A 21,565-nucleotide genomic window follows, 5' to 3' on the forward strand; every position below is an offset into this window, starting at 1 on the left:
CCCCCAGCCCCCCGAGTCCCCGGAGACCTCTCGACCACCGGGATCGTCGAGTTCGACTCCGTGAACCGGAGGGGGTTGGCCGTGACGACGGGGTGTCCTCCCGATGCGTCGTGTGGGTCAGCTCGGCGCACCCGGCGGCCGCCCGCCGGGCCCGCCGGACGGTGGCTGGCCGCCGGGCGCACCGGCGGGCTGGCCGCTGGACGGGGTGGTCGTGGTGTCGACGCCGACGGCGAGGGAGACCGTGTAGCCGCTGGTGACGTTGCCGGTCACGGTGGCGAGCTGGCGGGCGCCACCGTCGTCCCCGAAGACGTTGTCGCTGTCGAGACTGGCCTGAGACAGGTTCGCGATCGACGCCTTGTAGCCCTGCTGCGCGTAGACTTGGTCGCAGACGTTCTTCGGCAGGGCGACCTGGGACGTGGCGATCGCTTTGGTGGCGTCGGTGATGCTGGCCTGGTCGGGGTAGACCTCGAAGTGGATGTGTGGCCAGCGTCCGCTGTAGCAGGCCGGGAAGATGCTGGTGAAGCGTACCTTCCCGGCCTTGTCGGCGATCTGGACGCCGCGCAGGTAGTTCTGGTCGGTGATGCCGTTGGTGTACATCGAGTAGCGGCCTTCGCGGTCACAGTGCCACACGTAGACGGCCACTCCCGCGAAGGGGACGCCGCCGGCGAGATCGGTGATGGTCAGCTCCAGCGTCATGGGAACGCCCTCGGCGGTGCCGGTCGCTCCGCCGAAGCTGGACCGGATGTCGCTGCGGACCACGCCGCTCTGCTCGAGCACGTCCGGCCCGTTGGAACCGTCGCCCGGGTAGGGGCCAGCCGTCTCCTGGGGGATCTCCCCGGACGCCCCGCTGGTCGAGGCGGATGACGACGTGCTGGGCGACGCGGTGGAGCCGGACGATCCCGAGGCTTCGGCCCCGCCTGTTCCGCAGGCAGTCAGGCCCGCCGTCGCGGCACCGAGGCCGAGAAAGGTCAGCATCCGCCGCCGGCTCAGCAGCGTGCCGAGGTCGAAGCCCAGTCCCTGGTCGACGGCCTCCTCCTCGGGCCGGGGCAGGGGACGCCCCTCGTACGTCGGCCTCCGGCCGTCCCGCTGGTAGTCCGCCATGCGCTCTCCCTGAAATCGACTGATCTTGCGCCTTCACTATGGCGGGACAGTTTTTGCCCGCGCTGTGCGTCCGCTGTGCCTCGGCTGTGCGCGCCAAGTCCCCATCACGGCGGCGGGAAGACCGGCCGGCACGGATCGGGCCGCATGACGGTACCTGGCGGGGCTGAGGCTGACTACGGGATGGTCCACTCGCGCACGGTGACGATGTCCAGCCGTCGTTCCACGACGGCGCCTGCCGGCCAGCCGTTGACGAGCCGGGTCAGCTCGTCGGCCAGCGATTCGGAGCCGACGGCGTGCCACCTCTGCGCGGCTAGGCCTGCCCGTAGCGCCTCGGCGTAGGAGCTCCGGCTCATCTCGGCGATGTCGCGAACCATCGCCGTCGTCGTCGCGAGGCGCGAGGACAGTCCCGTGAACGACCGCCCACAGCCACATCCGCCGTCGGGGTCCGCCCGGTCGATCGCGCAGACCAGACCGAGCCATACCAGTTCCCCCTCGGCACAGTGGTTGAAGTCGTTGTCGCGTTGGCCCTGGGTGGCCGCGGTCGCGGTCAGGATCTTCATGTCGGCTCCTCGGAGCAGGGAGGTGTCGGGTGCACGGGCAAGCTAGCGGTCACAACCGCGGGCCGTTGAGTCGTGACCGCGGGCCGTTGAGTCGTGACCGCGGGCTGTTGAACGGACGGAACCCGACCGCAGTCGGAACCCGACCGCAGTCGGAACCCGACCGCAGTCGGACCCGCGCATCGAAGCACCCGGGAGCTCAATCGACGAGGAGTAAATCCGGCTGTGGGCGCCCTCGACGGACGTCACCGCAGGTCAGGTGCCCTATATCGAGCGTGCGCCGCCGAACGCCGAGAAGCCGAACGCCGAGAAAACGCGCTCATCCGGGCTGTCATTTGCCGTCGTCTGCCGGCTCGACTCAGCACGACCGCCGGATGCAATGCGCAATCCAAGATGACCACTCGGTAAGATCTGCCGGTTACGCCTACCTGCGCCGGTCGATGTTGGGGGACACGATCATGACGCCTGCCCTCCAGCCGTCCGACCCGCGGAAGGCCGGTCCCTACACGCTGGTCGAGCGCCTGGGCGCCGGTGGAATGGGACAGGTCTACCTTGGCGTCTCCCCGGCCGCCGAGAAGGTCGCCGTCAAGATCGTCCGACCGGATGTCTTACCCGACCAGGCGACTCGTCAGCGTTTCGGGGACGAGGTCGACAACCTTCGGATGGTGTTCGGGTCGCGGGTCGCCCGCTTCGAGGATGCCGATCTGGAGGGCGATCCGCCCTGGCTGGCAGTTGAGTACGTACCGGGCCGCACACTCGCCCAACATGTTGAGCTTCATGGGCCGTTGGGACCAGATCTGGTGGCCATCCTCGCCGCGATGCTGTGTGAGGGGCTCTCGAAGGTGCACCGAGTCGGGCTGCTGCATCGCGACCTGAAGCCGCAGAACATTATGCTCGGCCCGGACGGTGCGAAGATTCTCGACTTCGGCCTCGCCGTGCTTGCGAACCGCCGAGCGCATCTCACCGACCCGGGCAGCATCGTCGGCACGATCGCCTACATGCCTCCCGAACAGGCCCGGGACGGACGGGACCTCACTGTCGCGGCCGACGTCCACGCGCTGGGGGCCACCCTCGCCTTCGCGGCGACCGGGCGGCTGCTTTATCCGTCGGTCCCCGTGGTAGCGGTCCTGAACGCCGTCATGGACCCGGATACACTCCCCGATCTGGGTGCCGTCCCCGCCGAGCTCGCGCCACTCGTCGCCGGCATGGTGGCGTTCGACCCGGTGGCGCGGCCCGAGCTCATGGCGGTGGCAGCGGCGATGCTCGCGACGACCGCCGTACCCGCGGCCGTGCTGCGCCAGCGTTTCGTCCAGACGACGTACCCGGCTACATCGCCAGTCTCGCTTCCTGCCCTCTCGCTTCCTGACTCGCTGGCCGGCCCGGTCGTCGACGGCGAGGGGGTTTACCACGGTGGCAGTGACCGCGACCGTGCCGGCGACGACCGTGCCGGGGGTGACCGTGCCGGCGACGACCGTGCCGGGGGTGACGTAACGGTGGGCCCGGCGGACCCCGCAGGCAACGGCCCGACAGTCCACGGGCCAGAATCGAAACGCCGCCCGAGGCCGGGTCGCCCGAGTCCGGGTGTAGAGCCCACGGTGGACGTGTCGTGGCTGGTCCGCGAGTTGCGAGCCGACTACGCGCGGGACGCCCGGTTCTGAATACTGGCGCGTCGGGCACACGGTCGAGCGTGACGGCGTCTCACGGCGAAGACGAGGCGACGCTTCACAGCGGAGAGCTCACGGTGGAGAAAGGTGCAGGGGTGGTCGCGGCAGCAGAACCCGGGGCACGGTACGCGGCGGGGGCGCGAGTCCTGGTCCGGGACGAAGAGTGGCTGGTCCGCCGGGTGACCCTGACCGACCACGACGGGTACCTGCTGCGAGTGGTCGGGGCGTCCGAGTTCGTCCAGGACGAGGAGGCCGTCTTCCTCGACGGGCTGGAGCACATCGAGGTGCTGCGCCCCGAGGGCACGAAGCTGGTGCGTGACACCACGCCGACGTTCCGGCGAAGCCGGCTCTACCTGGAGGCGGTCCTGCGCCGTACCCCGCTTCCCCGCACCGAGAAGGGACTGGCACTGGCCGAGGGGTTCCTCCTGGACTCCCACGACTACCAGCAGCGCCCGGCTGAGAAGGCGCTGGCCGGGCTGCGGCCACGTATCCTGATCGGGGACGTCGTCGGTCTCGGCAAGACTCTTGAGATCGGACTGATCCTGGCCGAGCTGGTGCGGCGAGGGCGCGGCGACCGCATCCTCGTCGTCACCCCGCAGCACGTGCTCGAGCAGTTCCAGCACGAGTTGTGGACGCGCTTCGCGTTGCCGCTGGTCCGGCTGGACTCGCTCGGTATCCAGCGCATCCAGCAGGAGATCCCGGCGGGCCGTAATCCGTTCACGTACTTCAAGCGAGTGATCGTCTCGATCGACACGCTGAAGGACGTGGGAATGTACGAGCACCACCTCAGGAACACGACGTGGGACGCCGTGGTGATTGACGAGTCCCACAACCTGATCGGCGAGACGAGTCTACGCAACCGTCTCGCGAAGCTGCTCGCCGTTCGGACGGACGCGCTTGTGCTGGCCAGCGCCACCCCGCACAACGGTGACAAGCAGTCGTTCGCCGAACTCGTCCGGCTGCTGGAGCCGACGGCGGTCACCGACATCAAGGACTACACCCGCGACGAGATCGACCCTTACTACATCCGCCGCACGAAGGCGGACCGGGAGGTGACCGACAAGATCGCGGACGAGTGGGCGCCCCGGGCGCCGTCGATTTCCTGCCGGTGCCCGGCGACACCCGCGGAGGAGAAGGTCTTCGCCGAGCTGGCGGCCGTCTGGCTGCCCGCTTCGGGCGAGCCGGACCCGGCCGTCGTTGGCAAGGAACGGCGGCTGTTTCCCTACACCCTGGTGAAGGCGTTTCTGTCCTCCCACCTGGCGCTCATCGAGACGGTCGACAACCGGTTGGCGTCGAAGAGCTGCACGAGCCCCGCCGAGCGGGCGGCACTCGAACGGCTACGCGAGCTGGCGGGCGCCATCCCGGCCAACCCTGGCGGTCCGGGGGCTGGCGCGGACACCGCTCCGGCCAAGCTCACCCGGCTTCTCCGGGAGCTCCGTGAGATCGGCGCCGGCCCGGCGTCGAACACCCGCGTCGTGGTGTTCTCGGAACGAATCAGGACACTGCGTTGGCTGTCCGTAGTCGTTCCCGCGGCGCTCGGGTTCTCCGCGAAGGCGACCGAAACCGCGGTGAAGGTCCTGCACGGTGGGCTGACGGACACCGTGCAGCAGGAGATCGTCGAGCAGTTCTCCCTCGGGGGAAACCCGCTGCGCCTGCTGTTCACCGGCGACATCGCGTCCGAGGGCGTGAACCTGCACCGCGAATGTCACCACCTTGTCCACTACGATCTGCCGTGGAGCCTGATTCGGATCGAGCAGCGCAACGGCCGCATCGACCGGTACGGGCAGAAGCACGAGCCGCAGTTCCGGGCCATCGTGCTGACATCAGCGGTCGACGGGGCGAAGGACGACACCGCCGTCGCCGAGAAACTCCTCCGGCGGGAGGACGAGGCGCATCGCACCCTGGGCACCGCGGAAGCGGTGACCGGCGAGTTCCGCGCCGAGCTGGAAGAACAGCGCATGGTGCGCAACCTCGTCGCCGGCCGCCCGGTGGAGGAGGCCCTCGTGCCACGGACCGCAGCGTCGGTCATGGCGAACCTGCTCAGCGGGTCCGGCCCCCAGGTCGCACCGCCGCCGGCGCGCGCGAAGCTGCCGACGCTGTTCGGCGCCACCGAGCAGTTCGTGGACGAGGCGCTGCGCGAGGTGTTCGCCGACGACCCGGAGACCGCGTTGGCGCTGCGGCGCGAGCCCGGCCTGCTGTCCTTCGACGCCCCCGAGGACCTTGAGCACCGGCTGTCGGACCTGCCCCGCTCGTACCTGGCGGACCAACGCTCGGCCGACGGAGTGCTCCGGCTGAGACTGACGTTCGACCGGGACTTCGCCGACGCCAAGCTCACCGAGGCCCGTCGGCGTACCAGGACCTCCTGGCCGGATGTGGGCTTCGTCAGCGAGATCCACCCGGTTGTCGACTGGCTGGTCGACAAGGTGCTCGTTCGGCTCGGCCGCCAGCAGGCACCGGTCCTCGTCGCCGAGGTCACCGAGCCGGTGTTCCTGGTCCAGGGCATCTACTGCAACCGCGTCGGCCAGCCGACCGTGGTGCGGTGGATGGCCGTGTCCGGCCTGCCGGACGAGCCTCGGGTGGAGGAGATGGAACAGGTACTGAAAGAGGCGGGGGTTGGCCCGGCGATGACGAACCCTCCCACCGAGATCGACCTCGACGGGTTGCAACGGCTGGTCCCAGCGGCGGTTGCCGCGGCGGCCCGCGAGCTGAAGCGCCAGCGGATGCACTGGGACGCCAGCATCGCGGCACCGTTGGAGGCCTACCGGGCGATGCTCCGCACCTGGCGGCAGCGCAGCCTGCTCGACGAGGATGACACCCGCTCGGCGACGATCCTGCTGCCGGCGGCTGGTCGGTCCCGGCGCAAGAAGGACGTCGAGGACACCGTGGTCGAACAAATCAAGATCGTTGATCGTCTTGAGACCTCAGGCGAGCCGCTGCTGCGGGTGCTCGCGGTCCTGGAGCCTGGCCGGTGAGCTTCGAGGCACTGACGAACCGAGGTGAGTACCTGTCGCCGTACTACCTGACCGAGGTGCTGCCCCAGGAGATCCGCAAGACCGCGGTCCCCCGGTGGGCGGACCAGGAGAAGGCCGCCGCCGCGAGCCCGCGAACAGGAGTCAGAAGACTGCGTTCGGAGTACTTCGCCCGCAAGCCGGCGGCCGTGGGAGTCGACGGGCTGGACGCCGAGCACCGCCGCAAGGAGCTTCTCCAGCTACATGACGAGGTGCTGGCCGCGCTGGGGTTCGAGCCACGCCGCGAGGTCGTCACCGTGACTCGCGCCGGGTCCGAAAGCGTCGTTCCCGTGGTGTACGCCGGGGGTGGCCTGGTCGACGATGCCGGGGACGGTGGCCTCGGGGGCGGTGGCCTCAGGGACGGTGGCGTCGTCGCCGTCGAATGTGCCTGGGCCGCGGACATCGACGCCGCCGCCGATCCGGACGGCGGGGGCAAGCTGCTCGACCCGGTGCAGCTGGACAACCGCGAACGCATCGAGCACGGCACGAAACTGGCCAGCCACCTGTTCGCCGCCGACAGGGGCGCACCGCGTTACGTGCTGATTCTCAACGGCGGGGTGGTGACCCTCGCCGACCGGCACACCTGGAGTGAGGGCCGGTACCTGGCCGTCAGCTTCGACGTGGCGTTCGCCCGCAACGACACCCGGCCGGGCGGCGAACTGGACGTGATCGCGGCGCTGTTCGGCGCCGACGCGCTGCGACCGCCGCCGCAGGGCGGCCCGGAGCCGTTGGCCGAGCTGGTCGCCGGGTCGCGGCGGCAGGCCGCCGGGGTCTCGTCCGAGCTGCGGGAGGGGCTGCGGCTGTCCGTCGAGCACATCGCCGGCGAGGTGCTTGCCCGGTTGCGCGACGCCGGAATCCACCCGGAGGAGATCATGGCGCCCGACGAGCTCGGTCGCCAACTCACCCGGGAGTCGTTACGCTACCTCTACCGCATCCTGTTCCTGCTGTACGCCGAGGCGCGACCGGAGCTGGGTGTGCTCCCTGCCGAATACCCTGAATACGTCGAGGGGTACAGCCTGGCCCGACTCGGTGACCTGGTGGCCCGGCGCCGGCCCACCGGCGACGACGCGCGCAACCGGTTCTACCTGTACGAGTCGCTGGACCTGCTGTTCACGATGGTCAACACCGGCTACCGACCGGTCGATGGTCAGCCGAAGAGTGACGGGGAGGGGCTGCGGTTCGAGCCGCTGCGCTCGGAGCTGTTCGCGACGGACGCGGTGCGGCTGATCAGCCGCGCGCTGCCCGTCCCGGCGCGGGAGGGCACCGACGGTCCGACGGTTGATACTCGGCTGCGTAACGGCTGCCTGTACGAGGTGCTGCGGCTGCTCATGCTGACGCGGGGGAAGAAGGGGCCGCGGCGGGGGAAGGGCCGGCGCGGCGGCTTCATCTCCTACGCTCAGCTGGGCATCAACCAGCTCGGTGCCGTCTACGAAGGGTTGATGTCCTACACCGGGTTCATCGCGAGCGAGGAGCTTTACGAGGTCGCCAAGGGCGGCGACCCGGCCGACGGCAGCTGGATGGTACCCGCGTCGAAGATCGACGAGTATGCGGACGAGGTGTTCGTCCGACACCTGAGCGAGGAGACCGGCCGGCGTACCGGCCCGCGCGTGCGGTACCCGAAGGGCTCGTTCGTCTACCGGCTCGCCGGCCGGGACCGGCAGACCAGCGCCTCGTACTACACCCCGCCGTCGCTGACCGAGGTCACCGTCCAGCTCGCGCTGCGCCACCGGCTCGACCAGAACGGTACGAAGACCAGGTCTCGCGAACTGCTCGACTGGACGATCTGTGAACCGGCGCTGGGTTCCGGGGCCTTCCTCAACGAGGCGATCAACCAGGTCGCGGCCGAGTACCTGAAACGAGCACAGCACGAGCGGCAGGAGCGCCTCGACCCGGAGCGCTACGCTGTCGAGCTGCAGCGCACGAAGGCGTACATCGCCCTGCACAACAGCTACGGCGTCGACCTGAACAGCACTGCCGTCGAGCTCGCCGAGATCTCGCTGTGGCTCAACGTCATGCACGCCGGCCTGCAGGCGCCCTGGTTCGGCCTGCATCTGCGGCGAGGCAACTCGCTGATCGGGGCCGGGCGCCGTCTCTACCCCCGCGACCAGCTCGCCGACCGGGCCTGGCTGCACACCGCGCCGACCGACCACCCGTTCCGTGCCGGTGAGCTGCCGCCGAGGACGGTCCACCACTTCCTGCTGCCGGCCGACGGCTGGGGCGCGGTCGCGAAGGAACCGGAGGCCAAGGCGCTGGCGCCGAACCAGGCCAAGGCGCTGGCGGCGTGGCGCCGAAGCATCACGAAGTCGCCGGCGACGAAGGGAAAGGTCTCACCGCAGGTCAGACGGCTGGAGGCCCTGGCGCGGCGGGTCGAGTTCCTGTGGGGCCTGGTCCGGCAGCGGCTGGAGATCTCCGAGGCGGAGATCCGCCGGGACATCAAGGTCTGGGGTGCCGGCGACCTGCCGCCGGTGGACGGAAAGATCCCGCGCGACAAGGTGCGTAAGGACCTCGATTATCCCGGCACCCCGTTCTGGCGGCTCAAGACGCTGATGGACGTCTGGTGCGCGCTGTGGTTCTGGCCGCTGGACAAAGCCGGGATGCTCGACGGCTCGGCCGACGAGTACGCCGCGAACCCGATTGTCGTCACCCGGGCCGCGCCCGAACCGCCCGCCGACCCCGGCCCGGTCGGCCAGCCGGCGACGTGGGAGTCGCGCTCGATCTTCGAGGAGGACCAGCAGATCGACCCGGATGTCGCCGCCTCGACAACGTCGACCGCCCCGCGGAACGCGCCGCGGCCGGACAGGAAGCTGGTCGAACGGCTCCGGCGACTCGTGCCGCTGGCCACCCTGGACGACTGGCTCGCCTTCGCCGAGGCGCTGATCGGCCGCAACGAGATCCCCGACGACGCGTTCGTCTCCCGCTTCACCACCCTTGACGAGTTGGAGGAGTACGAGAACGAGCTGGCGCCGTGGGTCGGGCAGGACGAGCCGACCAGCCTGGCGGAACGCTTCCCGTGGCTCGCCACCGCCGAGGAGATCGCCGACCGGCGGGGCTTCTTCCACTGGGAGGTGGAGTTCGCCCAGGCCTTCGCCCGGGGCGGTTTCGACCTCCAGGTCGGCAACCCGCCCTGGGTCCGCCCGCGCTGGGAGGAGAACGTCGTCCTCGCCGAACACGACCCCTGGTTCATGCTGGTACCGAACCTCTCGGCCCCTGCAAGAGAACTGAGGAAAAAAGACCAGCTCGATGATCCTGAAGCGCGAGCCGATTTCAGCACCGAACTTGCGATACACGCCGGCGTCTCCGGGTTCCTCGGCTCGCCAAGCGTATATCCCCTGCTGCAGGGAACGCAGCCGGATCTTTATCGGGCCTTCATGTGCGAAGTGTGGCGGAACTCGTCCACGATCGGGACATCGGGTCTGCTGCACCCCGACACACATTTTGTCGGCGGCAAGGAGAAGAACCTGCGCCGTGCCGCATATCGACGCCTTCGCGTACACGGCGATTTCGTGAACTCCGGAAACCGGTTCTTCCCACCCCCGGTGGACCGGAACAGCCATTTTGGGGTTCACATTTATGGCCCGGAACTGGATATCGGCTTCCAGCACCTGAGCTGGCTGTTCGGGACGAAGACCCTCAGCGACTCGCTCGACCACGACGGAAACGGCCCGCTGCCGGGCATCAAGTACGCCGGCACCTGGGACCTCCGGCCACACGCCGGCCGCGTCGTCACTGTTACCGAAGAAATACTCAAGGACTGGATGCGTCTGACCGGCGAAAGCGACGAGTCCCCCGCTACCGCCAGGCTGCTGTATCCGGTCGTTGTGGAGGAGCAGTCGGCCATCGGGGCGCTCACCAGGTGGGCCCACCGGCTCGGCCAGATGAACCCGAGGATCAGCCGTGGCTACGACGAGTCCGGCGCCAAGAAAGCTCGACTTATCGAAGAGAAATTCACCGATCCGAAAGACTGGTCGGAGGTAGTCCTCAGGGGACCGCAGTTCTCGATTGGCACACCGATCGCCAAACAGCCTCCGAATATCCGCAGCTTCGATGAGCCGGTCGACCTCCGGCACCTGGACGCCGGTTACGTGCCGACGACCGACTACCGGCGCGCAACCGACATCGAGACCTTCCGTGCCGCCCAGGACCGCTGGCTCGACCACGCATACCTTGAGGAGTTGCGTGGCTCTCCGGCGGCCGTGAATGATGCACGTCGCGCCCTCGCTGCCGCCGCGGATGCCGATCCCGTCGCCATCGACGACGAGGCGGTAGCCGCCTACCTTCGCGGGAGAGCGCGACGGCCCTACACGGACTTCTTCCGAGTCGCCTGGCGCCGGCGAATCGCCAACAATACGTTCCGCAGCCATTTCGTCGCCCTGATTCCACCAGGGCCGGCGCACATCCATGCAGTACACAGCATGTCCCTGGATTCGAATCGAGAAACGGCTCTTACGGCAGGATTCTGGTCCGCATTGGCGGTGGACTATTTTGTACGAGTAACAGGGCGTAGCGACCTTGAGGTAACTGACGCCAATATATTGCCGGCGCCGATTGTGGACCATCCGTTGGCCGGGGCGATCCTGCTGCGGACGCTGCGGTTGAACTGCCTGACGTCGGCCTACGCGCCGCTGTGGAGTGAGGTGTTCGACCAGGCCTGGGGTGACGACGGCTGGGTGATCCCCACGCCGAACACTCCACCGCTCGGTGACGTCCGGCCGGAGTGGGACGTGCGGTCGCCGCTGCGGACCGAGCTGGCGCGGCGGGCGGCGCTGGTCGAGCTGGACGCGCTGGTCTCGGTGATGATGAACATCTCGGCGGATCAGCTCGTCGCCCTGTACCTCGCGCGCTTCCCCCAGCTTCAGGCCTACGAGGAAGACACCTGGTTCGATCTCGCCGGTCGCAAGATATGCGGCGACCGCAACTCGTTCGGGTTCGGCCAGGCCAAGGAGCACTACGTCCAGTTGCGTAAGCACCTGGAGGACCCTCGTCACGAGCCGCCGCCGGAAGGGTATGCTGCCCCGTTCCACAAGGCGGACCGGGAGGCGGAGATGCGGCAGGCGCACGCCGCGTTCAGTGCCCGGCTGCGGGCCGCCCGGGACGCGGGCTGGCGGGAGCCTGAGCCACCGGAGTCGGGCGGATGAGGCCGACGTTCGCCGCCGACAGCCTGCGGCGCAACCTGACGCAGTTCCTCACCACGACGTTCGCCCTCGCCGACGCGGACGAACGGGCCGCGCTCGCGCGCTTTCTGGAGCATCCCGAGCACGGCATCTACCGTGGGCCGTACCTGCGTGTCCGCATCCCGTTCCGGCCGGCGGCCGACGGCTGGCAACGACATCTCCAGTGGCATCCGGGCGGGGACTGGACGCCCTACGAACACCAGGCCCGGGCGTTCGAGCGGCTGAGCACCCTGCATTCCCCGGCCGAGCCGACGCTGGTGACCACCGGCACCGGCTCCGGCAAGACCGAGGCCTTCCTTGTCCCGGTCCTGGATCACTGCGAGCGGGCCGGCCGAGCCGGCCGGCGCGGCGTCAAGGCGCTGCTGCTCTACCCGATGAACGCGCTGGCCTCCGACCAGACGCAGCGCATCGACGAGTTCCTCGCCCGGCCGGGCCTGGAACACGTGACCGCCGGGCTGTACGTCGGCGACGTGGCGGAGACGACCTACGCCCGGGTGATGACCTCCCGCGCGGAGATGCGCCGCAACCCGCCGGACATCCTGGTCACCAACTACAAGATGCTCGACCAACTGCTGCAGCGGGCCGACGACGTGCCGCTGTGGGAGGGTGCCGAGCTCGCGTATGTCGTGCTCGACGAGTTCCACGCCTACGACGGCGCCCAGGGCACCGACGTCGCGATGCTGCTGCGGCGGCTCGGCGCCGTCACCGGCCAGGCCGAGCCGGGCCGTCCGCTCGGGGCCGCCTGCCCGGTCGCCACCTCGGCGACCCTCGGCGAGGGCCAGGGCAGCGACGGCGGCGCGGCCATCCGCGGCGTCGCGGGCCAGGTTTTCGGCACCGTCTTCGACGAGGCGGCGCTGATCGGCGAAGACCGTCAGCGCCCGGAGGAGATTCTCCGCCCGGTCGACCACAACCTGCCGCTGCCGGACCCGGCGGACCTCGCGAGCATTCCCGACCCGGCCCGGGACACCTGGTCGCTGCGGCGGACCGTGGCGGCCGTGCTCGGCGTGGACACCTTCGACCCGGCTGTGCTTGGCCGGCATCTCCAGCGGCACATCCTCACCCACGCGGTGCTGGGTCTGCTCGGTGACGAGCCCAGGACCGCGGCGGAGATCCTGGAACTGCTCCCACGCCGGGGCGCCTACCGCTGGGGCCTCGCCCTGCAGAACGAACCCGAGGTGGCCGCGCTCGGACTGGCCCGGTTCGTCGGGCTGCTGTCGATGGCCCGCGACCCGGACCGGCCTGAGCGCCCGTTCCTCGGTGTCGAGACGCACCTGTGGGTCCGGGCGGTGTCGCGGCTGCTGCGAGGCGTGGCCCGGCAGCCGACCTTCCTGTGGGACGGCGACCCCCGCCGGGTACCCGTCGCCGACGCATCCGAGGCCGACGGTGCGGTCGCGGATACCAGTCAGGCGCTGCTCCCGGCGGTCTACTGCCGGCACTGCGGCCGGTCCGGCTGGTCGGCGATCTCGCCCGAGCGCGATCCGCACGAACTCGTCACCGACCCGGCCAAGATCTACCGGGCCGGCGTCGGCCGGGACAAGCGGCGGGTACGCGCCCTGCTCGCCGCGACCCCGGGCGAGATCGCGGGCACCGGCCGCGGCCTGTTCGTGCTCGACTCCGCCGGCAGCCGCATCCGTCCGTTCGACCCGGCGAAGGACCGCGCCCGGGCCGACCGCCCCGGTTCCGGCAACGACTCCGGTTCCGGTTCCGGCAACGACTCCGGTTCCGGTTCCGGCAACGACTCCGGTAACGACGTGGTCGTCCTCGCCGATCTCGGGGACGATCGGGCGGCCAGCCTGGACCGCTGCCCGGCCTGCGGGCTGGACCAGGGCATCCGCTATCTGGGTGCGGGCCTGGCGACGCTGGCTTCGGTCGCCGTCACCCAGCTGTTCACCGGCGGCGAGCTGGCCGGCCGGGAACGGCGCACCCTGCTGTTCAACGACTCGGTGCAGGACGCCGCCCACCGGGCCGGTTTCGTCGCGAACCGCTCGTTCACCTTCTCGCTGCGCTCGCTGCTCGCCGCCCAACTGGTACCCGGCCAGCCGGTGACTCTCGACGCCGTCGTCGCCGACCTGGTGGCCGCCGCCACCGACCGCGACACCCTTGCCGCGATCATCCCGCCCGACCTGCACGACTCACCCGGTATCGACGCCCTGCTGTCCGGTGAGCACACCGGCAGCCGCAGCACCTGGCGGCTGGTCGCTGACCGGCTGGGGTTCGCCACCGTGCTCGAGTTCGGCCTGCGTTCCCGCCAGGGCCGCACGCTCGAGCTCACCCGCACCGTCGCCGCCGATGTCGTGCTCGACGAACCGGGGAAGGTCGCCGCCCTGTGCCGCGACCTGCTGCTCACCGGCCGGGCCGCGCAGCTCCCGGCCGGGAGCCTGCCCGACGAGGCACGGCTGGAGGCCTTCGTCCGGGGTGTGCTCGAACGGCTGCGCGTCCGCGGCGGCGTCCGCCACACCTGGCTGGCCGGCTACCTCGCCCAGGGCGGCCGCCGGTGGATGGTCTGGGGTGGCCGGCCCGCCGGCATGCCGGCTTTCCCGGAGGGCCTCTCGGCGCCCGCATTCCTGCTGTCCGGGCCTCGGCGCAACAGCGAGTTCGACCTGCTCACCGCGCGCGGCGGCTGGTACCAGGACTGGGCGCGACGGTGCCTGGGCGGGCTCGACCGGGAGGCCGTCCACGAGTTCCTCGGCCGTCTGCTGCCCGAACTCGCCGGTGCCGGCGTGCTGCGCAGCCACCAGCTCACCGCCGACCCGACACTTTCGGTGTTCGGGCTGCAACCCGGCCACGTTCGGGTCGTCCGGCTTGACGATTCCGCGGCCGAGCTGGCCGGGATCCGCTGCGACTCCTGCTCCTGGGCGCAGACCGTGCCGCCGGAACGGGTCGCCGGCTGGGTCGGGCAGCCCTGCCAGCGGTACCGCTGCGATGGTCACCTCACCGCCGCGCCCGACGCCGCCGCCGTGGGCGACTACTACCGTCGGCTCTACCTCGGGGGCGGGGTGTTCCGGGTGGTGACGGGCGAGCACACCGGCGTCCTCACCCGCGTGCAGCGCGAACAGGTGGAACGGCAGTTCCTCGACGGTACCCGCTACACCGACCCGAACGTGCTGTCCTGCACCCCGACGCTGGAGCTCGGGATCGACATCGGGGAGCTGTCGGCCGTGCTGCTCGCGTCGTTACCGGCTGCGCCCGCGAACTACGTGCAGCGCGCTGGGCGGGCGGGCCGCCGTAGCGGGAACGCGTTCGTGCTGACGCTGCTCGCCAACCGCGCCCGGGACCGTTACTACCTCACCGAACCCCGCGAGATGATCGCTGGCCAGATCGTCCCGCCGGGCTGCTACCTGTCCGCGGTCGAGATCCTGCGGCGCCAGTATGTCGCGCACCTCATCGACCTGGCGGCGCGTCGCCAGCTGCCCGGCGTGCTGCCGCTGCCGCGCCGGGCCGGCGCCCTGTTCGGCCCGACCGGCTGGCTGTCGTCGTTCGGCGCCGCGGCCAAGCGGTCCGGCGCCGACACTGTCGAGGTGTTCCTGTCGCTGTTCGGTGACGACGTCACGGCGCAGGCCGCCGGTGAACTGCGGGTGTTCGCGACCGACCGAGCCGGCGGAATCGGCGGAATCGGCGGAATCGAGGGTGCGCTGGCCCGCGTGGACGCCGCCTGGGAAGCCCGGCTGGACGGCCTGCGTCACCGGCTGGCGGCCATCTCGTCCGCCACCGACGCCCTTGCCGACTCCGACCCCGACCAGAAGCGCGAGGCCCGCGGTCTGCGGGCCGAGCAGCGGGCCGTCCGAAAGCGGGTCGCCGAGATCGGCCGGGCCTCGGCGCACGCCACACTCGTCGAGTTCGGACTGCTGCCGAACTACGCCCTGATCGACACCAACACCATGCTCGAAGCGACCCTGACGTGGGAAGACGGCGGGTCAGGACCCGACGACCGCAGATACCACAGCGAGGTCCGCGAGTACCCGCGCCCCGCCCGGCAGGCGCTGCGTGAGATCGCACCTGGCAACATCTACTACGTCCGGGGATACCAGCATGAGATCAGCGGTCTTGAGATCGGCACGCCGGACAGCCCGGCCTGGGAACACTGGCGGGTGTGCCCCGCCTGCGGCCACGTGCGCACCGAACACGCCATCCAGGACCCGAGCGCCTGCCCTCGCTGCGGCGGCCGCGGCATCGCCGACTCGGGAAACCTGTACCAGGTGCTACGGCCCAGCAAGGTGACCGCGGTTGACCGCCGCGATGACGCGCGTATCCGGGACGACGCCGAGGACCGCGTCGTCCGGGCATACTCGATGGCCCACACGGTGGACGTCGACCCCCAGCAGGTGCTGCGGTCGTGGCGGCACACCGGCATCACCTTCGGGATCGACTACACCCGGACGGCCGTGGTGCGGGAGTTCAACCTCGGCCCGGCGCGGTACGACCGGCCGGCCGGCGACGTCTTCGGCGGCGCCCAGGTTCGGCTCAATCCCTTCCACGCCTGCGTCACCTGCGGCGGTACCCCGGAGGACGGCCCGCCGCCGAGCCCGGCCACCGCGGTGGCCGGCCAGGGTGGCCTGCCCGTGGCGGCCACCGCCACCTCGATGCCGGGAACGGTTCCGCGCGAGGCTCAGCACCACCGGCGGTGGTGTCCGTACCGGCGTTCCCCTTCGGCGGCCCGGCACGTCCCGCTCATCCTGGCGCACGAGCTGCGCACCGAGGCGATCCGCATCCTGGTCCCGGCCGTCACCGCCGCCGTCGACGAACGGATGGCCTCGTTCGCGGCAGCGCTTCGCCTGGGCATCGCGGCCCGCTACGGCGGCGATCCGGATCATCTGCGGATCGTTCGGGCGGTGATGCCCGACGGCGGCCAGCACGGCACCGGGCACGTGCGCCGGTTCCTCGTCGTCCACGACACCCAGCCCGGCGGCACCGGCTACCTGCATCGGCTCTCCGACCCCGACAGCTTCCGGGAGGTGCTCGCCGCCGCGCTGCGGGCCGTCGAGAGCTGCCGGTGCGCCGAGGAAGGACGCGTGGCATGCCACCGGTGCCTGTTACGGGACGCCCGCGACGACGAGTTCCAGCTGATCAGCCGGTTCTACGCGGTGGCGATGCTGCGTTCCCTGCTGGACGGGTGGGACGTCGTCGGTGGCCAGCGTACCGACGAGATCTCGCTGTTCGACCAGGTCGAGAGTGAACTCGAAGCGCGGTTCCTAGCCGGTCTGCTCGACTGGGGCGCCCGTCCCGGAAGCCGGGCGACCGTGACCCGCACCGCCGACACCCATGGCGCACGCACCGCCGACCTGCGCATCAGCCGGCCCGACGGGCAGGTCGTCCACTGGCAGCTGAGGCTGCAGAACACCATTCACGGGACCAGACCAGACGCGCTGTTCGTCCGGGTAGACGCGGCCCCGTCGACTGTCGCGGTGTACCTCGACGGATTCAGCTACCACGCCTCGAAGGAGCACAACCGGATCGCCGACGACGCGGACAAACGAACGCTGCTGCGTGCCCATGACATCGTGGTCTTCCAACTGGCCTGGGACGACGTCGAAGCCTGGTGCGGCCGGCCGGTGGCGCAGCCGCCGGTCTGGCCACCGTACGCCGGCAACGCCCAGGCCAGCGCCCGGGACCTGTACCGGCTCCTGACCGGCCGAGATGTGCGGGAACTGGCCGGCACGGTGTGGGCGAACCCGGTTGAGCTGCTGCTCGCCTACCTCGGGGATCCCGACGCCGAGCTCTGGCGGTCCCGGACGGTCGCGGCGCTGGCCGGCCTGCTCAACCTGCCTGGCTCGCGGACCACCGCGAGCCGCGGCGGCGCGGCGGCAGCGGTACGGGAGGCGCTGACCGCCGGACCGACCGCTGGTCCGGCCGTCCCCGGACGGCCGACGACCCGCCCGGGGACGGCCGGACCGGTCACGGTCGTCCGCGTCGAGGACGCCCACCACTGCCCGGTCGTCGTGGTCGCGGATCAGAGCGACGGCGGGCCACCCGTGTGGACCGCACTCGTGCTCGTCGACGACCGCACCGCGACCGTCGCGAACGACACCGATGCCCACCGGCTGCGGTGGGCCGCCTGGCTGTACTGGAGCAATCTGCTGCAGTTCCTTGACTCCGGGGGCGGCGACGGCGTCCAGCTCGCGCGGAGCGCCCTCGGCGAGTTCGACCCGTCGTTGCTCCGGGTCGCGGCGGGATCGGGTGCGCTGTCGGTGCGTCGGTCGGTCCAGCTCGATGCCGAGACCTCGGTCTGGATCGGGACGTCGTCCGGTGCGCATCCCGGGGCGGCTGTCGAGGTAACCGGCCCGGCGCAGCAGCAGCAGCCGGCGGCGGTCGGGCCCGCGTGGCAGGCGGTGCTCAGGCTGATCACCGCGACGGAGCCGGGGCTGGTCGAGCTGGTGCGGGAGCTGGCGGCGCGGGATGTGCCGGTACCGGAGGTCGGGTACGAACTCGGGGACGCGGCCTGGCAGGCGGAGCTGGCCTGGCCTGCCGCCAGGATCGGGGTCGTCACCGCGGCCGGGCCGGGCGACCCCGAAGGCTCGGGACGCGACGCCGCCTACGCGGCGGCAGGCTGGCTGGTGCGGACCGCGTCCGAATGGCAGGCGTCCGATCTCACATCGAACCTCACATCGAACCTCACATCGAACCCCGCCTCGAACCCCGCAACGAACCCCGCATCAAGGATCGATGGTCCACTCGGCTCACGGAGGGACAGCCAGTCGTGACCGACCAAGCCAAGGTGACACTTCGCATCCTGGATCGGGCCGACAAGGAGATCCTCAAGCTCACCCGGGCTGAGAAAGGCGGCGTCTACGACTTTCAGAGCGCCTTCCGGCAGAACCCGAACACCCCGAGCCTGCACTTCAAGCGACTCAAGGGCAATTCTCGGCTGTTCTCCGCCCGGATCGGCAAGGATCATCGCGCGTTGCTGCTCCACGTGGGCAACCAGGACTACCTGCTTGTGTCGGTCAAGCACCGCAGCGAGGTCTACGACGGCATCGAGGACAAGTATTCCTACCAGATCAACCGAGTCACCGGCGGCATCGAGGTCGTGGACCTGTCCGCCGTCGGTGACGGCATCGTCGGCCGGTTGTTGCCGCCGGAACGGCAGCTGACCCACACCCGGGTCAGGCCCGCCCAGGTCAGGCCAGAGCCGGCGCCGGGAGTCGGCGACACCGCAGGGGGGGAGCCGGGCGGCCAGAAGGACGTCGAACGGCCGTTGTTCGAGGCCTTCACCGACCAGGACCTGGTCGACCTCGGTGTGGTTCCGGCCCTGCTTCCGCTGATCAGACGGATCGTTGACGAGGACGAGCTGCTCGGGCTCGCCGAGGTCGCCCCGCAGCTCACGTCCGACGTGCTCCTGGCGCTGCACGACGGCAAGAGCGTCGAAGAAGTACTCGAACACGTCACCGTGCCGGTGAAGGCCGACAGCCCGGTCGACCCGGAGGACTTCGCTGCGGCGGTTGCCCGGCCGGCGACCCAGGTGACCAGCGACGATGCCGCGCTGCAGGCGGTGCTGGGCGAGTCGTTCGCGCGGTGGCAGGTCTTCCTGCATCCGACCCAGCGCCAGCTCGTGGACCGGGTCTACGGCGGACCGGCGCGGGTCAGCGGCGGGCCGGGAACCGGGAAGACGATCGTCGCGCTGCACCGGGCCGGGCACCTCGCCGCCCGGCTGCCGCCGGGCGATGACAAGCCGATCCTACTCACCACGTTCAACCGCAACCTTGCCGCCGACCTGCGGGCCCGGTTCCTCGACCTGGTCGGCCCCGACCTCGTCGATCGGGTCGATATCGTCAACATCGACAAGCTCGCGAGCCGGGTTGTCGGTGAGGCCGGGGCGAGCCGTCGCCGGCGGACGATCGACGATGACGCCGCCGTGCGGGAGTGGGCCGCGATGCTTGACGAGGTCGGTGAACGACGCTGGGACGCCGAGTTTCTCGCGGCCGAGTGGGCCGAGGTCGTTCTGGGCCAGGTGCTCCGTTCCCGCACCGACTACTTCAAGGCCCGGCGACCAGGTCGAGGGCGGCCACTGTCCCGAGCCGACCGCGACGCGGTGTGGCAACTCGTCGAACGTTTCACCAAGCGCCTGGACGACGCCGGTGTGTGGACGTGGCGCCAGGTAGCCGAATACGCCGCCCGCACCGAACAGGACCGCGCGGCCGCGGTGGTGAGCGCGGCCGGTCAGCCCACCGCTTCCGGCTCCCTGCCCAGGTACCGCTATCGGCATGTCGTCGTGGATGAGGCCCAGGACCTCAACCCGGCGCACTGGAAGATGCTGCGGGCCATGGTCGCGCCAGGTCGGGACGACATCTTCCTCGTCGGCGACACCCACCAGCGAATCTACGATAATTACGTCACGCTTGGTAGTCTCGGCGTGAATATCCGTGGTCGCAGTGCCAAGTTGACGCTGAGCTACCGCACCACCCGTCAGATCCTGTGGACAGCGCTTCGGCTGCTTGCCGGTGAGACGTACGACGACCTCGACGGCGGCGACGACAACCTCGCGGGGTACCGGTCGCTGCTCAGTGGCGGAGAACCCGTGCTCGGTGAGGCCGTCACCTGGGCGGATGAACTGAAGCTCATCAGCGGGCAGATCAGGGTCTGGGAGAGCGCCGGCGACGGTTCGACCAGTGCCGGCGACGGTTCGACCGCCGTGTGCGTGCCGACTCGACGGATGGTGGAGGACGTCGTCACACACCTCGAGGCGAGCGGGATTTCTGCCATCGAGATCGGGCCGGACGGGCCGAAGCGAGCCGACGGCGTCCACGTGGGCACCATGCACCGTTTCAAGGGCCTGGAGTACCGGCGGATCATCATCGGAGGTGCCAGCGCCGGGCTTGTGCCCCGTGGCGTGATCGAGCGGTACCAGGACGTCGACCCAAAGCGGTACCAGCAGGAACGGGCACGAGACCGGTCACTGCTGTTCGTCGCGGCGACCCGCGCCCGCGACGAACTGGCGATCTTCTGGCACGGCCGGCCAAGCCCGTTCCTGGCCGCCGCCTGGACGCGGCGTCGCGCCGTTGGGTCGAGCTTGCGCAACTGACGAAGCGCATGCGGGGTTATGCCGACCGGGTACCTCATACCAGGCCGAGGTCGGCCTTTACCTTGTCCCATGGAACGGGCGTCTGCCCGGTAGCCGCCATCTCCTCGACGTAGACCACTTGGTTATCGCGGACCAGCCGGGCGGCAAGCTTGTGATGATGATCCCGGCGGGTTTCGCGCACTTTCCGGTGCAACACCGCTACCCGCCGCACCGCCTTCCGACGGTCCGCGGAACCTTTCCGTGTGCGGGCCAGCGACCGCTGGGCGCGGGCGAGATGCTGCCGCTTCGACCGCGGCGGGCGAGGGTTCGCCACGATCTCACCCGTGGACATGGTCACCAACCGATCGAGCCCGAGATCGACCCCCACCGCGGCGGGCACGACCGGGTACGGCTCGTCGGTCACATCGACCACGAACGACACGTAGTACCGGCCGTCCGCTTCCCGGATCACCGTGGCCGACGACGGAACCGACGGCAACCCCCGAGACCAGGCGAGTTCGACATCTCCGACCTTCGTGATCCGAGTTCTTAACGCGACTGGGCGACACTCGCCACCTGGTCCGTCAGCATGCTTGAGCGGGAGGTGTTCACCGAAGCGGGGTCGCGGCCCGGCTTCTCGGCCTGCCGCAGAACACCCTCCACTACTGCTTGGCGGGTGGCACGGTCGGCGACCGGGCCTACAAGCCGGTGATCCGTGTCGCACCCCGGGCGGCCGGCCTCGACTACAAGAAGACTGCCAAGCGTACGTCTGGCCGGCCCCTCGTGCTTCTTGCGGGAACGGCCGCCGCATGTCAGATCACGAGGAGTAAGCGTCGCGAACCCGGACCTGCTGTCCGGGGCGTCTACTCGGGATCGTAGGCGAGGTTGGGGCGTAGCCAGCGCTCGACGTCGGAGATCTTCAGGCCCCGCCGCTGGGCGTAGTCCTCGACCTGGTCCCGGCCGATGCGCCCGACGGTGAAGTACCGCGACGACGGATGGGCGAAGATGAGCCCGCTGACGGCGGCGGCGGGGGTCATCGCGAAGGACTCGGTCAGGCCCATCCCCACCC

Annotated in this window: 9 protein-coding genes; 5 read left to right on the top strand and 4 right to left on the bottom strand. The window is 70.2% G+C overall.

The window, feature by feature from the left end; translation table 11 throughout:
* Positions 1-117: 117 nt before the first annotated feature.
* Together AC08OO_RS15155 and AC08OO_RS15160 are read right to left on the bottom strand one after the other, a co-directional pair.
* Positions 118-1,101, bottom strand: coding sequence for an intradiol ring-cleavage dioxygenase (locus tag AC08OO_RS15155; RefSeq protein WP_070131653.1), 984 nt, complete (start codon positions 1,099-1,101; stop codon positions 118-120).
* A gap of 173 nt (positions 1,102-1,274) precedes the next feature.
* The gene (locus tag AC08OO_RS15160; RefSeq protein WP_043590393.1) at positions 1,275-1,661 is read right to left on the bottom strand and encodes a DUF7715 family protein; all 387 of its coding nucleotides are present in this window, start codon (positions 1,659-1,661) and stop codon (positions 1,275-1,277) included.
* A 455-nt stretch (positions 1,662-2,116) separates the two neighbouring features.
* Here AC08OO_RS15160 and AC08OO_RS15165 point away from each other — a divergent pair, with 455 nt between their 5' ends.
* The 5 genes from AC08OO_RS15165 (at position 2,117) to AC08OO_RS15185 (ending at position 20,517) form a co-directional block, all read left to right on the top strand.
* A complete protein-coding gene (locus AC08OO_RS15165) occupies positions 2,117-3,316 on the top strand; it encodes a serine/threonine-protein kinase (protein ID WP_476610409.1) in 1,200 nt (399 codons plus the stop codon).
* 83 nt (positions 3,317-3,399) lie between these two features.
* On the top strand, positions 3,400-6,294 hold the full coding sequence (locus tag AC08OO_RS15170; protein WP_476610408.1) for an SNF2-related protein: 2,895 nt from the start codon (positions 3,400-3,402) through the stop codon (positions 6,292-6,294).
* Positions 6,291-11,465: a hypothetical protein gene (locus tag AC08OO_RS15175; RefSeq protein ID WP_476610407.1), complete on the top strand. Its 5,175-nt coding sequence runs from the start codon at positions 6,291-6,293 to the stop codon at positions 11,463-11,465. The genes AC08OO_RS15170 and AC08OO_RS15175 overlap by 4 nt, the downstream gene beginning before the upstream one ends.
* The gene (locus AC08OO_RS15180) at positions 11,462-18,199 is read left to right on the top strand and encodes a DEAD/DEAH box helicase (RefSeq protein ID WP_476610406.1); all 6,738 of its coding nucleotides are present in this window, start codon (positions 11,462-11,464) and stop codon (positions 18,197-18,199) included. Before AC08OO_RS15175 ends, AC08OO_RS15180 begins: the two co-directional genes overlap by 4 nt.
* Positions 18,196-20,517, top strand: coding sequence for a UvrD-helicase domain-containing protein (locus tag AC08OO_RS15185; protein WP_166793638.1), 2,322 nt, complete (start codon positions 18,196-18,198; stop codon positions 20,515-20,517). Before AC08OO_RS15180 ends, AC08OO_RS15185 begins: the two co-directional genes overlap by 4 nt.
* 34 nt (positions 20,518-20,551) lie before the next feature.
* On the opposite strand, the gene AC08OO_RS15190 is transcribed toward AC08OO_RS15185, so the two are convergent.
* Both AC08OO_RS15190 and AC08OO_RS15195 read right to left on the bottom strand, forming a co-directional pair.
* Entirely contained in the window at positions 20,552-21,307 is a 756-nt protein-coding gene (locus tag AC08OO_RS15190; RefSeq protein WP_476610405.1) for an RNA-guided endonuclease InsQ/TnpB family protein, read from the bottom strand.
* Positions 21,308-21,359: 52 nt separating this feature from the next.
* Positions 21,360-21,565, bottom strand: a 206-nt coding sequence (locus tag AC08OO_RS15195) for a vitamin B12 dependent-methionine synthase activation domain-containing protein (protein WP_476618675.1), incomplete at its 5' end; no start/stop codon positions are given.

The sequence above is a fragment of the Frankia sp. CeCAU1 genome, from assembly GCF_977971845.1.